The organism is uncultured Acetobacterium sp. (assembly GCF_927416815.1).
Taxonomy (GTDB): domain Bacteria; phylum Bacillota; class Clostridia; order Eubacteriales; family Eubacteriaceae; genus Acetobacterium.
In genome coordinates, this window is the sequence record NZ_CAKMJU010000020.1 from 1 (window position 1) to 14,458 (window position 14,458).

A 14,458-nucleotide genomic window follows, 5' to 3' on the forward strand; every position below is an offset into this window, starting at 1 on the left:
AAGCAGTAAATCCTTTTAATAACTCTGCTCCAACATTGGCATATTTTTTAACAAATTTAGGGGTGAAATCATCATAGTAGCCAACCATATCGGCATAGATCAATAATTGTCCATCGGTATGCGAACCAGCGCCTATTCCCAGTACCGGAATACTCAGGCGCTCGGTAATGGCCTTACCAACCACTGCCGGTACCCCTTCAACCAGGATAAAGGAAGCTCCTGCCGCTTCAATGGCCAGTGCCTGTCGCAACAATTCCATCGCCGCACCAGCGCTTTTTCCCTGCGCCTTGTAGCCGCCCATTTGCGCTGCAAATTGGGGGGTTAAACCAATATGACCCATCACCAGAATACCGACATCAGAAATTGCCCGAATCCGTTCACACACCGAATCGGTGCCGCCTTCCAGTTTAATGGCATCGACTAGCGATTCTTTGGTAAAACGACCGGCATTAAAGACCGCTTCCTCGTTAGAAATCTGATAGGACATGTAGGGCATATCACCAATAATAAAGGTATTGGGGGCGCCTCGCCGGACCGCTGAGGAATGGGCAATCATATCGTCCATGGTGACCGGAAAAGTGGTTTCGTAGCCTAATGTGACCATTCCCAGTGAATCCCCTACCAGGATCATATCAACGCCAGCGCGTTCTTCATATTTAGCGGTTAAATAATCATAACCGGTGATATAAACAATCTTTTCTTTTCTTTCGGCCATTTCTCTAAAATTAATAATGCTTTTTTTCATGATAAACTCCTTATTATTTTAATTAACCGCAGGTCGGTTCTGCCGCTTAAAGGCCCCCCTGGCCATCAGCTGATACGGCCGATGGCAGCCTGGGGTCTTTATTTTTCGTTTCCTGATCAGGCCAAAACTTGTCTTACTTAAGTTTTCCGGTTCTTAAATAATCGTTAAGCTCTTCTTTATTCATCTTATCAATGCCAAGATATTCCAGGGTATAACCATTAGCGGTTAAATCTCTGCCCAGAATTGCTGACGCCAAACTGATCATTGAGTCGACCACTGGTGTATTAACTCCATAGACATCGCCTAACTGTTGATAAACATAGCATCCCACCGGAATATCTTCAGTGATATAGCGATTTTCCATCGTAAATGGTCCGGTACCGTATTGGATTGGATCTTGTTTATCAAACGGAATCAAGTAGTCAAGGCCCATATATTCCTGTCCTAAGACATTTTCACGCGAGAAGAAATGTTCTTTTTCATAGGGTTGAATCCCCACCCCAATGGTGTCAGCCAGGGTACATTCTTCTTGATAGAAGGTATACTGAACCTGTGAAATGGATGGGCAGTAAGCATGGGAATAGATCGAGAATTTGTATTTGTCTTCGCCAAAAATCGTGCCAAAGTTTTCCATCGTTGATACGCCCAAGATCGCGCCAGGGCAGTGTAGCACCGGATTAACATTGGAGAAGCCAGTATCTAAAACCGTATCTCCGGCTACCGCGCCATCGCCACCAGTTACCGCATCCATTGATGGCAGGTATTTAGAGCTTTCAACAAAGGCTTCGGTATCACTTGCTGGCATCGCTGCGCCCCGTAGTGTGATCGCCCGATAGTATACTCGAATCTTATGGGTAATGACCCCACCAGGTATTTCCACCCGACTACCATAGGTTGAGCTTGACCAGCCGCCGACGATAACATTTTTAGTACAGCCGGCTTCGCGCATCATTTTGCGTAAGACTAAGCTACCGAAATTGTCGGGAAAAATATGAATGACCTGACCATCTTCGAGACAGGGAATCAGTTTTTCAAAAAATGGTTTGTGTCCAAAGGTTGGGGTTGCGATCACTATAATACCGGCGCCCTTGACTGCTTCCGCCACATCGGTGGTGACCTTATCCATTTTGGCAAAACCTTCTCGTTCAAAGCCATAAAGATTGACCTGTTCGCCAAAGAATTTAATCCCGACTTTTTCGACATTCATTAATGTTTTCTCGGCAAAGGGTTCTAAATCACAAATTCTTACCTTTGCTCCCCCTAAGGCACAGTCTCCGGCAATTGCCTTTCCTACTGCACCAGCACCTAATACTGCAATTGCTTTGTCTTTTAAATAACTCATGTCCGCCATATTTTTTCTCCTTTTATCATCTCAATTATTAAATTGATTAATCGTTTTCCTAACACTAATAAACAAGCAAGGTTTGTGCCAACATTAATTTCTAGCTGTACGATTTACTTTTGCTAATCGATGGGCTTCTAAAAGCCTTTTTCCACTGCACTTCACGCTTCTTAAAAATTACTGCAAAATTTTAGGCAGCTGCTGCTTTTAGATTGTTTTTTTATTGTCTTAAGCTTATAGAAAGTCATTTTTAAGCCATTCTAATTGGTGCCATGATATTTTGCATGCATGCGTATTTTGCAGCTTAAAGGTCAGCCAAGAGCGGCTCACCAGCACCTTTAATTGTTTAAAAAAGCAAGAGCAGCTCACCAATTGGCTTCATGCTCTCACTTTTTTGAATCACTTTAGTTATTTCTTTTTTTGCTCATCCAAATTGAACCATTTTTTATGAATTTTCGGATCGGCCAGCTCGGCGGCGGCTTCATCAGCGGCGGCTACAGCCTCCTGCTCCATAAAATCGGCATATTCTACTTCGTCTCGTTTAAGCTTGCCTGAGAACAAATGGTAGAGGAAGCCGAGAATCATCGCCAATTCGATAAAGAGGATCGGGAAACCGGCAATTGTCTTAACGATCTTGATCCCGTCAATCCCGCCACTGATAACAAATACCAGCGAAATTAAACCAATAAATACGCCCCAGAAAACTTTGATTGGCAGCGGCGCTTCTTTGACACCTTTTGACTGTTTTAATGACATGGTCGAGATCGTCGATGTCATCGAATCTGCCAGGGTAATGAACGATAAACCGATGGTTACCAGCATAATGATGCGAATTAATTCGGTGAATGGCAAAAATTCAAAGATATACATCATAAACGCCTGGGCACCATTATCAGCCAGGAATCCTGACATATCGGCAACGCCTCTTAATTGAAGGTCTAAAGCCAGGCCGCCAAAAATACTGAACCATAAAATGCCGAACATGGCTGGCAGAATAACATTGACGGTAATAAACTCGCGAATGGTCCGGCCATAGGATAATTTAACCAGGAATAAACCAACAATTGGTCCAAAGGATAACCAGTCGACCATCCAGTACATATCCCACCATTGGGGCCATAAATCACTGTCCAGAACGGGTTGGGTAAATAAGCTGGAATCGATAAAGGTATTAATAAAGTTCCCAAATGATTGGGTAAACAGATTGAAAATATAGGCTGTTGGGCCAGTGATCAAAACAAAGATCATCAGGGCAATAAAAATCCAGGCGTTCTTGTCACTTAACCAGGAAATCCCACGATCCAAACCGGTTGCACTAGAAATCGTATAGGATGCAATAATGACACAGGCGATCACCGCCCATACCACCGGACCTGGTTCAATGCCGAAGACGAAATTAAGTCCGCTACCAATTTGCAGCAGCCCATATCCCAGCGATCCGGCTACACCACCACAAATGGCGAAAAGAATAATACCATCAATAACTGTATTGATTTTTGAATTGAGCTCTTTACCATCATTTAAATAAACAAGGCCGGCACTGGCGGTGTAGCTTTTGTTCATATTATAGTAAGCATAACCAATGGCGATTCCCGCTACGGCATAGATGGAATAAGGTGAAAAGGACCAATGTAAGAAGGATTTACCCATCCCCCAGATAATCGCGTCGAGACTGCCTGCTTCGAGACCGACCGATGGTGGTGGCGCAAAGGCGTGCATCAGTGGCTCGGTCGCTCCCCAGAAAACAATCCCGGTACCAATCCCGGCACAAAGCGAAATCGCCCACCAGATCCAGGTTCGATATTTGGGTTTTGCGTTTGCTCCTCCAAATTTAATACTGCCAAAGGGATGTACAAATAACAACACCATACAACCAACAAAAATTAATACTCCCAGTGAAACCATCCATCCGGCATTTGCCATTAATGCGATAAAGAAATCGGTCATTATGGTTGTAAATTCATCTGGTGAAAAGAAACCGATAATAAGGATAATTCCCATTAATACGATTGGAATCAAAACTGGTACAATACGTATTCTTTTTAACATAAACTCTCTCCTTCTGATTTTTAAACTTTTTTAATCTGTCTGACCTGGTTATCATGATTTCAATCAAACGAACCCCACACATCTCACTTAAACCTAAAATCAACACCTCCCTGTCTGAATTTCACACATTGATAGGATGTCAATAATTAAAGCAAGCTTCATGCCAATTCGTAAAATAATCAAATTATTAAAATATCGTGAAAACAAGGGGTATTTGGGGTCTTAGTTTTCGATTTGGAAAAGATCCTGCAAAATATTATGCAGCTAATTAGCCAAGCTCTTGAAAACCTTTGCATAGAATCCGATTGCTATGCGATTCTGCTCTAATTGTCACTTTATTTTGCATGTCGTCATTTTTTGCAGGTGTATTTCGCTTAATTTAAGGCTATTTTTGCCTTTCATCGATATTAATTGGCAATTTTTAGATCAGCACCTCTAATTTCTCACTGATATTGCTTTTCTTATTATACCGTAACAGCTGCAAACCTGCACTGATATGATCGTGCCCTGGGATAGTTCTGCTATGATAATTGATCGCTTTTCGTAAAATTTTATTTATCGATGTTTCGATGGCAAATGAGCCGCTTTTTTTCTGATTATTTTATTTTGGCATAAACCTTGCTTGTTTTAATGTCAACTCGCTACAATTCAAACATCCCAAAATTTTTAGGAGGAAGAAATGCAAAGAGATTTAAGAATGAATTACATGACGACCCGAAAAAACCATACCTGTTACGGTATGGGTATTGGAATCATGGTATTAGATGATGCTTATCCCGGTTTTCCAGGCGATGTCCGCAATGCTAGTGCCTGGGGTTTTCCGATTCAATACGAAATAGCCAAGGGTGTTGATAATTACACACTGGTATGGGAACAAGATAAAAGCCCCTGCCGTGAACCAATTGTCCAGGCTGCCAAAAACCTGGAGCGGATGGGCTGTCGTGCGATTGCCGCCGAATGCGGCTATTTTGCCTATTTCCAACAAGACGTTGCCGCGGCTGTCGATATCCCTGTTTTCATGTCCAGTCTGCTGCAGGTTCCCTTTATTCAACAACTGATTGGACCGACCAATGCGGTTGGGATCATTTGTGCCCAAAAACGTTTCTTGACCAATACCCATCTGGAAAAAGTGGGGATTGACGTCAATAGTAACTTCTACATTGCCGGCGCCCAGGACGAATATGGTTGTCCGCAGTTTGACACCCTTTGGGATCATGAAAAACGACCAGAAATACCAGAAAGCTACTATGAAGAATCGGAGCAGGACATGATTCGGATTACCAAAGAATTTATTGCTAAACACCCCGATATTAAGGCGATCATGTTAGAATGTACTGGCATGCAGCCCTTTGCCAGAGCAATTCAACGGGCTGTCGATTTACCAGTATTTAGTTGGGGAACCTTGCTTGACTATGCTTATTCATGCGTTGCTCATCGTGATTACTACGGTCATATCTAAACTTTTAATGATCGGCTAAAGTGATCGCTACTCACTACTAAGAAAAGGAAGTAAAACCATGAAACCATATGAAAAATATGTATCAAAATCCGATGTGCAGATCATTCACGAGGAATCACTGCGGATCCTAAACGAAGTTGGGATAAAATTTGAACACCCGGAAATTCTCGATATTTTTAAAGCTCACGGTGCTCGGATTGATGGGAATACCGTCTTTCTCGATGAAAAAATGATCATGACCGCAATTTCAACCATACCCGAGAGCTTTACGATTGAAAATTCCAAAGGAAATCATACCCTCGGCGGCGGGAGCCTGATTTTGATGCCTGGCATCGGCAATATTTTCCGTCTGGAAGAGGGTCATTTACATAAAATGACCAATGATGATACAGTTGATCAGTTTAAACTGTCGGATACCAGTGATGTCATCAACTGTAACTACTTTAATATTTTCCTCGATGACAAAAGCCTGACTCTGGAAGAACGGGTATTCAGTCCGATTGCGATGATCTTAAAGTATTCCAATAAAACCGCCTTGCATTTGATGGCCAATACCTTCCCCTTAAAATCCGGGGTTCGGGAGTCCTTTAAAGAAGGTCTGGAGCTGATTGAAAAATTTGAAGGCCGCAGCGGTGTTTATAATAATATTATCCATGTTAATTCACTATCGCCCTTATGCTTTGACCATGATCCGCTGGATAAGTTCCTAATTGCCGCTGAAATGAATCAACCGGTCTGGTTTTCCCCTTGTGCGATGCCCGTCCTAACTGGTCCGCCATCGGTGGCCGGACTGATTGCGATGACAAATGCTGAAGTTTTAGCCGGGATGGTCATGTCGCAGTTGGTTAAACCCGGACTGCCAGTCGTATACGGACAGACTTCAGCCTCAACCAACCTGCGGACGGTTCAACTCAGCATCGGTGCCCCTGAAACCGCCTTGATTGCTTATGCTACCCGGGGACTGGCAGATTTTTATAAACTTCCCTGCCGTACCGGTGGCGGCTTAAGTGATGCCAAGGATTTTGATATCCAGGCCGGGATTGAATCCGATATGATGATTCGCTCAACCCTTGAAGCCGCTCCAGATCTGGTGCTCCATTCCTGTGGGATCATGGGTAGCTTTAATATCCTGAGCTTTGAAAAATTCCTAGTTGATGAAGACACCTACCGAATGAACCGCCGGCTTCTGAGCGGAATCAAAACCGAGGAAAGCTATCTTTGTCATGATCTGATTGCCAAAATTGGCCCGCGCGGTAACTTCCTCCAGGGTCGTACCCCAAAAATGTTCAAAGAGGAATTTTTTGTTCCTAAATTTTTCAACAAGGAAGATCCCAATCAATGGCAGGAACACGGCAGTAAACCGGTTCTCAGAGATGTCCAGGCTGCTGTTAAAGAGCGCTTGGCCAGCTATACGCCACCGGATATTACCAGCGAACAAGCTGATCTTTTGAATGACTACATCCCCGCCAATTATCGGGAGCGGATCTAAATAAAATCAGATCTAAACAAAATTAATTTTTAGGAGATAACAATGGAAACAACACAAAGAAATATTGAATTTAATGTTTTAAATCAGACCAAAATTGAAATGATTCATGAAAAGAGCATGGATCTGCTGGAAAATTTTGGGATGCAGGTTACTGGTGATCGCACCATTGATTGTTTAAAAAAATACGGCTGTACAGTTGACGGTAATCTGGTCAAATTTCCCAAAGCCGTTGTCGATAAAGCCCTTAATACCATTCCCAAAGAAATAACCCTTTATAACCGCGATGGTCAAAAAAGCATGGTCATCAACAACCAAAACAATGTCTATTTTGGAACCCACTCCGATCAATTAGAAATTCTGGATTATAAAACAAACACCGCCCGTCCCTTTGTTAAATCGGATATTAAGGACATGTGTAAAATTGCCAGTGCCTTATCCAATATCAGTTTCGTCTTATCGGTGGGCATGTGTGCCGATGTTGATCCCAAGGTTCAGTCACAGATAACTTTCATCGAAACCCTAAAAAACTTTGATAAAACGATTAACTTTTCAACCAATGATATCGGGTCGCTCCAGGAAATCATTGATATTGCTGCGATTGTCGCTGGTGGGCACAAGGAGCTGGCTGAAAAACCCTTCATCTTTAATTACTGTGAACCGATTCCGCCGCTGACTCACCCAGTCGAAAGCACCGAAAAATTATTTATCAGTGCAACCAATAAGATTCCGGTTGTTTATATGCCATATTCAATGATGGGCGGAACTGCGCCGCTTTCGATCGCCGCGGCCTTGACTCAAAATAATGCTGAAATCCTGGCCGGCGTGGTCATTACCCAGGCTGTTAATGAGGGCGCACCAATGATCTACGGTTCGATGCCAACAATTTTTGATATGCAGACCACGATCGGCTCCTATGGTGCCCCTGAATTCCATAAATCGATCGCTGCCGCCTCTGAACTGGCCAACTACTATAACCTGCCATTTTATGGAACCGCTGGCTGCAGTGATGCTAAAACCATTGATCCCCAGTCAGTCGCTGAAGTCCAAATGGAACTCTTCTCGACCATCTTAAGCAAGGCTAATCTGATTCACGATGTCGGCGTCTTAGATCATTGTAACTCGGTGGCTCCAGCAATGGTGGTATTGGCCAATGAAATGATTGATCAACTGTCGGCTTATTCCAAGGGTGTTGAGGTCACCGAAAAAACCCTGGCCATGGATGTTATTAAAGGGGTCGGCCAGGGCGGTCACTATCTGAACGAAAAACACACCCTTAAAAATTTCCGAACCATCTGGTATCCGGAATTCTTTAAACGTCGGATGGTCAACCCCGATCAGTCCGATGTGATGGAAATGGTGAATGCTAAAATTGATACGATTCTAACGTCCCATGTTGTTCCCGCTTTGGATCCAGCGATTCTTGCTGAGATTGAAAAGATCGAAAAAAAATATTTGTAGGATCTGATCCTTTTAGGCTTTTTAATAACACCCAGGCAACCTCGCCATAGAGGTTGCCTATATTGAGTTTGCCTATATAATTTTTGGGGAATTCATGTTATTATATTATCAAAGTCAGCAAACCCCGAAATGGAGGGCTGTGAAATGAGCTCTGAAAAAGAAGCGATTATCAAGACAAGCCAAACCTTTTTTCCGATTCAGGATGTCGAGCGAATTGAAGATGTCTGTATTCACGTGGTTGATAGTGACGGAAAGATTGTTTGCTATTCAAAAGGCTGTGAGCTAATCGAAAACATGAAGCGTGAAGATGTGATTGGCAAAAACATGTCAGACATCTATGACTATCTTGAAAACGAATCGATGGAATCGCTGGTCTTAAAAACCGGTAAAAAGGTCCAGGATGTGCATGTCAAGTATACTTCCCCTTCTGGGAAAATTGCCGATGTGATCAGCAGCACCTATCCAATCTTTTCAAGAAAAGATCCCAAAAAGGTTTCTGCTGCTATTTGTATCTATCGGGATATTTCTGCCTATATTCATATGTCGAGCACCATTAAAAAACTGCAAAGTGATCTAAATACGCAGCAGATTAAAAACAACGGCACCCAATTTACCTTCAAAGACATCATCGGAACTAGTCCTAACCTATTAGAATGTATTCACCATGCCCAAATCGCCGCTCAGAATACCGCACCGATCCTGATCGCCGGACCTACCGGAACCGGTAAGGAAGTTTTTGCCCAAAGCATTCATAACGCCAGTGCCCAGGTGAGCAAGCCTTTTGTAGCGATCAACTGTAGTGCAATTCCTGAAAATTTACTGGAAAGCTCACTTTTTGGGACGGTTAAGGGTTCTTTCACCGGGGCCGTCGATTCAATCGGACTTTTGGAAACTGCCGAAGGCGGCACCATCTTTCTGGACGAGATCAACTCGATGAATTTAGAACTTCAGTCGAAGCTGCTCCGGGTTCTGGAAACCGGAAACTACCGAAAAGTCGGCGGTCATAAGGAAATATCTGCTAATGTCCGATTGTTGAGTGCCCTTAATCAGGATCCTTTAAAAGCGATCGAAGAAAATCGTCTCCGCGCTGATTTGTTTTATCGGCTGGCTGTTTTTTCGATTCATTTACCGGCTCTTAAAGATCGGAAACAGGATATCATCAATCTGGCTCGAACCTTTTTAACCACCGAAGCCGCCGCTATGGGAAAACAGCTCTTTACTATTTCTTTATCGGCACAGGAGATTCTACTTTACCATGACTGGCCGGGAAATATCCGCGAATTGAAACATGCCATTACCCATGCCATCTATCTGTCTAAATACCAGGATACCATCCTGACCCCGGAACTGTTACCCTCCTATTTGCGAAAAAACATCAGCGATAAAAAGATCTGCGAAAAGTATCTGGCCGCCAGCAGTGATGATAAAAACCTCAAAAACACCCTCAACAAAATCGAAAAACAAATGATTATCGAGGTATTAGAAGACAATCATCAAAACATTTCAAAAAGCGCCAAAGAGCTGGGCATTTCGCGCCAGAATCTGCAGTATAAGATCCGTTTGCATGGCATTAAAGATGCTGAAGACAGACTTTAAGAAAGCTAGCCTATAAAAGTTGATGCTCAAAAAAGGTTTCCGCTGGAATATTAGCGGAAGTCTTTTTTTAACTTAATATCTCTCAAGCATCTTAACTCCATCGCTTAATAAGTTTACCTCAAGGCTCCAGCTTTTTTCTGATAAATTGACTGACCTCTTCCAGGGCTTCAGATGCTTCTGGAAACATCGGCGCCAGTAGTGGAAAGCAATGAAACATTCCTTTCCAGACTTTAATCTCAACGTCAACACCAGCTGCCTTAGCTTTTTTGGCAAAACGGGTTGAATCGTCTCTCAGTGTTTCATTATTTCCAACTTGAATGATAGTCGGCGGTAGACCGCTTAAATCTCCAAAAAGTGGCGATGCATAAGGATGTTTGGGCTCACCGCCACCAACATAATGGGCCAAATAGGTCTCATTTGCTCCTTTGGGGGTGCAGGGATCAGCCTTTTCCCGGCTTTTATGAGATGCTCCTGAAAGCGTCATATCGGTACACGGTGAAAACACCGCACAGACCCCCGGCAAGGGTAGTCCATCATCCTTGCATTTTAGCAGGGTGGCTAAAGCAATCCCGCCGCCAGCCGAATCTCCGGCAAAAGCGATGTTCTGTGGTTGGTATCCCTCTTCTAGCAGCCAAGAGTAGATCGCTACTGAATCATTGACCGCGGCCGGAGCCGGATGTTCCGGTGCCAGCCGATAGTTAAAGGCTAATGCCTTGATGCCCAGATGCTTAACAAAGTTCCCGACAATATTTCGATGAGACCTGGCATTGCCCATTACGAAACCGCCGCCATGAAAATACAGAACCGCCTTTTCTTTCGGGGTATTTTCTATTTCAACCCATTCTGCGTAAAAATCTTCATAGTCACTGGGTTTAAAACTGATTCCTGGAATTGCTTTAAAAAAAAGTTCAGCCGTTTCATCACAGTCTTGTCGCAGCTTTGCGATTGAGGTCGCTTTATCAATCACTTCCGGGCGCATCTGCCCTTTAAAGAGATGCCGGTATTTGATGGTGGTGTGGATCATTTTTGCTTTTATACTCATGTAAATTTATTCCTTTTCTTTATTTCGCCAATACTTACTGCCATCTGGCAATCGACATAAAAATCCACTTTCCACTAATCCGCGTCTTAATAGAATACAATCCCCAAAGGTGTGCCACGAATTAATTAATTGATTGACAGATCTTTCTGGATATTCCTGATCGTCATCAAACTTTTCTGCCAAGTATTCATATACCAGCATTTTTTTTGATTGCTTGGCAGGAATCTGCTTAATTTTCCCTTCTTCATTTAAGAACGGTTTGATTTTTTGGATCATTTTTCTCCCTCTTCTTCTTTTTCATTTTTAATTAAAAACATTGATGCAATCACCCGATAATCCAGTTTCACCTCCCGATTATTGTTAGTTGAATAATATATGGCCAGGCCATTGATACTGGTCCAGAAAAAAATCGACAACATTTTGGGATCACCAGCGACAATGGTTCCTTCTATTTGTCCTGCTGCGATGATTTTTTCGATGACCTGATAGGGGATATTCCTTTTTTCCTGGATAAGAACCTGAGCCTGCTGAGGAATTGCCGTTGAATTGGTAGCCTGGGTAATCAAGCGACAGGTGTCTAAAAATGTTTGACTGTGCTCAATGGTTTCAACTAGTCTTTCCAGGGCAAAGCGAATTTTTTCTCCTGGGCCTGTTTCCATATCCCGTACCGAATAGGATGCTTCAATGGTCTTATCCAATGCATCATTGATGAGGTCTACAAAAATTTCTTCTTTTGATGGATAATAATGATATAACAGCCCCTGAGCGATTCCAGCTTCTGTTGCAATATCTTGGATCCGGGTGGCAGACAAACCTTGTTTGACAAATTGTAACAGGGCGGCATTGCGAATTTTTTCTTTGCGGGTTTCCCGCATTCTTTCATTTTGTTCCTTTGATCGAGCCATAATCCCTCCCGGATGATATATTGAATTTATATTCAATATATCATCCGGGATAATTTTTGTCAATACACAAATTAGATTTTTGATCAAAATCTGATCCTCATTCTGCTGGAGTTTGCTCAGGAAATGCGTCTAATTTCTGGCTTTTCTTAAGGAAGCGTTTATTTAACATTTTATGTGGTATCATTAAACTAGTGCATATCGAACTGCCTTTATTCTCAAACACATTAGGAACATTTAAACTCATCGTTTGACTTGTAAAGAACTTGTTCTTGTCACGCGAAAGGAGTGCTAAACTCTATGAAAGAAAAAGCTTTACTCTACTGTGAAGGTCAATTTGGTGAATCCGATGGAAAAACTGCCAATGGTTTAATCCGACGTTCTCAAAAATACCAGATCACATGTGTGATAGACAGCACCAAAAGAGGACTGGATGCCGGAAAAGTATTAGAAGGAATTGACAATGGTATCCCGATTTACCGGGATTTATCCGAAGCCATCGATCAATTAAGCGAAGTCCCCAAGTATTTTATTTATGGCATCGCGCCAAAAGACGCGATCTTATCGATCAAGGAACGGCGTATTTTTCTCAATGCCATGTCTTTAGGCATGGATATTGTCAATGGTCTCCATGAATTTATTTCTGAAGATGCCGAATTCAAGCAGCAGGCTAAGCGTTATCGGGTTAAACTTTATGATATCCGAAAACCGCTAGCCAACCGCTACCTGCACCTATTCACCGGGGATATTTTGAATGTAAAAACCCCCAAAATCGCCATCCTCGGTACCGATTGCGCCGTCGGTAAACGCACCACCGCGATGATGCTGATTGCCGCCCTGAAAGAACGGGGGCTGCGGGCCAGCTTTATCGGCACCGGTCAGACCTCATTGATACAAGGTGAAAAATACGGTATCGCTCTGGACGCCATTCCCTCTGAATTTATGACTGGCGAACTCGAAAACGCGGTAGTCGAGGCCAATATCCATGAAAAACCAGATGTGATCATTCTCGAAGGTCAAGGTGCCCTCAGCCATCCCGCTTTTATCAGCTCCTGCGCCATTATCCGCGGCGGAAAGCCGGATGGCATCGTTGTTCAGCATCCGCCCAAGCGCGAAAACCGGGTCGATTTTGATTATCTGCCAATGCCCACCCTGGCCAGTGAAATTGAACTGATTGAACGCTTCTCCGAGGCTAAGGTTATTGCAATTACGATCAATCATGATGATATGGACGAAAATGAAGTGGCTGATACCATCAAGGCTTATGAGCAAGACTATCTCTTGCCCACGACAGATACACTGATGCATGGCTGTAATAAATTGGTTAAGGCTGTTTTAGATGCCTTCCCTGAATTAAAAGAAAAAACCACCAATTAAAAAAAACCATGCGATTTTTCGCATGGTTTTTTTTATTCTATCGGTTAGCGTGATAATAAGCATAGGTCATCGGTTCGTCTTTGCTGAATCCGTCGCCGTCAACGACCTTGCCGATAAACATATAGTGGGTGCCCAAATCGATGGTCTGTTCCACTTCACATTCAATAAAGCAGAGGGTTTCCAGTAGGCCGGGACAGCCCGTTTTGCCGGTAATATAGCTGAGCGTTTTGAACTTTTCGACATCTCGGCCGCTCTGATAGCCAAAATGTTTGATCAGCTCAAGATTATCCTTGCCCAGAATGGAGGCTCCAAAGACCCCAGATTCTCTAACATATTCAGCTGTCAAGGTTCCTTTACCCAGGCAAACGCTGGCTTTTAAAGGGGTATTGGTGACCTGAATAAAGGTATTGGAAACCATCCCATTGAGTTTTTCATCTTTTACTGATGAAACAATATATAAGCCATAACTGACATTAAACAATAAGGTCTGCAAGGCCTCTCTTTCTTTATCGGTTAAACCATCATCAACTGCTTCGACTAGCACAAATTTTTCCGGACCCACGCCGCAAACCGGACAAACATCGGGAGGGGTTTCACCCACATGGATGTAATTACAAACGGTACAGCGCCATTTTTTTTCTTTAGCAGAATCGCTGACTTCTGACTCTTCGATTAAAACAAACTTATCCGGTCCCACTCCACAAATCGGGCACTTGTCTGGGGGAGTATCACCTTCATGTACATAATTGCATACTGTGCAGCGCCATTTTTTCATTTAGTTCACCACTTTCTTAGAATTACTATCTGCTTTATAACTATTATAATTTATAAGCAAATTGAAGTACAGGAATAAATTGATGTTCTGATTGTCATTATAACCCTTTTTCACCGATATTTATATAGAAATTGCTTTTTTTTGTAAAAAAAGGACAATATCAGGTTATAATAACTTATCACAACAAGGAAGATTGTTAGTACAAACTTGCTTATTACAGATAG

At 42.8% G+C, this 14,458-nt stretch carries 12 protein-coding genes; 5 read left to right on the forward strand and 7 right to left on the reverse strand.

The features are described from left to right. The 3 genes from panB to QZ998_RS03070 all read right to left on the reverse strand — a co-directional run. Window positions 1–745: 3-methyl-2-oxobutanoate hydroxymethyltransferase (gene panB / locus QZ998_RS03060; protein ID WP_296557914.1), on the reverse strand; the 745-nt coding region annotated here is incomplete at its 3' end. Between the two features lie 133 nt (window positions 746–878). Beyond that, window positions 879–2,096, reverse strand: a complete 1,218-nt coding sequence (locus QZ998_RS03065) for an NAD/NADP octopine/nopaline dehydrogenase family protein (RefSeq protein ID WP_296557915.1) — start codon at window positions 2,094–2,096, stop codon at window positions 879–881. A gap of 399 nt (window positions 2,097–2,495) precedes the next feature. Further along, complete coding sequence (locus QZ998_RS03070) at window positions 2,496–4,136, reverse strand: BCCT family transporter (RefSeq protein ID WP_296557916.1); 1,641 nt, start codon at window positions 4,134–4,136, stop codon at window positions 2,496–2,498. Between the two features lie 679 nt (window positions 4,137–4,815). Here QZ998_RS03070 and QZ998_RS03075 point away from each other — a divergent pair. The 4 genes from QZ998_RS03075 to QZ998_RS03090 all read left to right on the forward strand — a co-directional run bounded on the left by QZ998_RS03075 (window position 4,816) and on the right by QZ998_RS03090 (window position 10,138). After that, window positions 4,816–5,595 carry an aspartate/glutamate racemase family protein gene (locus QZ998_RS03075; protein WP_296557917.1) on the forward strand — a complete coding sequence of 260 codons (780 nt, stop codon included), beginning with the start codon at window positions 4,816–4,818 and terminating at the stop codon, window positions 5,593–5,595. A 58-nt stretch (window positions 5,596–5,653) separates the two neighbouring features. Beyond that, entirely contained in the window at window positions 5,654–7,084 is a 1,431-nt protein-coding gene (locus tag QZ998_RS03080) for a trimethylamine methyltransferase family protein (RefSeq protein ID WP_296557918.1), read from the forward strand. A gap of 42 nt (window positions 7,085–7,126) precedes the next feature. Beyond that, window positions 7,127–8,542 (forward strand): trimethylamine methyltransferase family protein, encoded by a 1,416-nt coding sequence (locus tag QZ998_RS03085; RefSeq protein WP_296557920.1) that lies wholly within the window; start codon window positions 7,127–7,129, stop codon window positions 8,540–8,542. A 144-nt stretch (window positions 8,543–8,686) separates the two neighbouring features. Then, complete coding sequence (locus QZ998_RS03090; RefSeq protein ID WP_296557921.1) at window positions 8,687–10,138, forward strand: sigma 54-interacting transcriptional regulator; 1,452 nt, start codon at window positions 8,687–8,689, stop codon at window positions 10,136–10,138. A 118-nt stretch (window positions 10,139–10,256) separates the two neighbouring features. Here QZ998_RS03090 and QZ998_RS03095 read toward each other — a convergent pair whose 3' ends face one another. From QZ998_RS03095 to QZ998_RS03105, 3 genes are read right to left on the reverse strand one after another with little or no spacing between them, the layout of a single operon-like run. Continuing rightward, window positions 10,257–11,180, reverse strand: coding sequence for an alpha/beta hydrolase (locus QZ998_RS03095; protein ID WP_296557922.1), 924 nt, complete (start codon window positions 11,178–11,180; stop codon window positions 10,257–10,259). 6 nt (window positions 11,181–11,186) lie between these two features. After that, entirely contained in the window at window positions 11,187–11,456 is a 270-nt protein-coding gene (locus QZ998_RS03100; RefSeq protein ID WP_296557923.1) for a DUF2087 domain-containing protein, read from the reverse strand. Beyond that, entirely contained in the window at window positions 11,453–12,085 is a 633-nt protein-coding gene (locus QZ998_RS03105) for a TetR/AcrR family transcriptional regulator (RefSeq protein ID WP_296557925.1), read from the reverse strand. The genes QZ998_RS03100 and QZ998_RS03105 overlap by 4 nt, the downstream gene beginning before the upstream one ends. A gap of 297 nt (window positions 12,086–12,382) precedes the next feature. On the opposite strand from QZ998_RS03105, the gene QZ998_RS03110 reads away from it, so the two are divergent. Then, entirely contained in the window at window positions 12,383–13,459 is a 1,077-nt protein-coding gene (locus QZ998_RS03110) for a DUF1611 domain-containing protein (protein ID WP_296557927.1), read from the forward strand. A 37-nt stretch (window positions 13,460–13,496) separates the two neighbouring features. On the opposite strand, the gene QZ998_RS03115 is transcribed toward QZ998_RS03110, so the two are convergent. Then, entirely contained in the window at window positions 13,497–14,234 is a 738-nt protein-coding gene (locus QZ998_RS03115) for a flavin reductase (protein ID WP_296557928.1), read from the reverse strand. Between the last annotated feature and the right edge of the window lie 224 nt (window positions 14,235–14,458).

Bases quoted from the DNA above. Each gene is read 5' to 3' on its own strand.
- QZ998_RS03065 (WP_296557915.1), bottom strand. From the start codon at position 2,096: ATGGCGGACATGAGTTATTTAAAAGACAAAGCAATTGCAGTATTAGGT.
- QZ998_RS03080 (WP_296557918.1), top strand. From the start codon at position 5,654: ATGAAACCATATGAAAAATATGTATCAAAATCCGATGTGCAGATCATT.
- QZ998_RS03115 (WP_296557928.1), bottom strand. From the start codon at position 14,234: ATGAAAAAATGGCGCTGCACAGTATGCAATTATGTACATGAAGGTGAT.
- QZ998_RS03070 (WP_296557916.1), bottom strand. From the start codon at position 4,136: ATGTTAAAAAGAATACGTATTGTACCAGTTTTGATTCCAATCGTATTA.
- QZ998_RS03110 (WP_296557927.1), top strand. From the start codon at position 12,383: ATGAAAGAAAAAGCTTTACTCTACTGTGAAGGTCAATTTGGTGAATCC.
- QZ998_RS03100 (WP_296557923.1), bottom strand. From the start codon at position 11,456: ATGATCCAAAAAATCAAACCGTTCTTAAATGAAGAAGGGAAAATTAAG.
- QZ998_RS03090 (WP_296557921.1), top strand. From the start codon at position 8,687: ATGAGCTCTGAAAAAGAAGCGATTATCAAGACAAGCCAAACCTTTTTT.
- QZ998_RS03105 (WP_296557925.1), bottom strand. From the start codon at position 12,085: ATGGCTCGATCAAAGGAACAAAATGAAAGAATGCGGGAAACCCGCAAA.
- QZ998_RS03095 (WP_296557922.1), bottom strand. From the start codon at position 11,180: ATGAGTATAAAAGCAAAAATGATCCACACCACCATCAAATACCGGCAT.
- QZ998_RS03085 (WP_296557920.1), top strand. From the start codon at position 7,127: ATGGAAACAACACAAAGAAATATTGAATTTAATGTTTTAAATCAGACC.
- QZ998_RS03075 (WP_296557917.1), top strand. From the start codon at position 4,816: ATGCAAAGAGATTTAAGAATGAATTACATGACGACCCGAAAAAACCAT.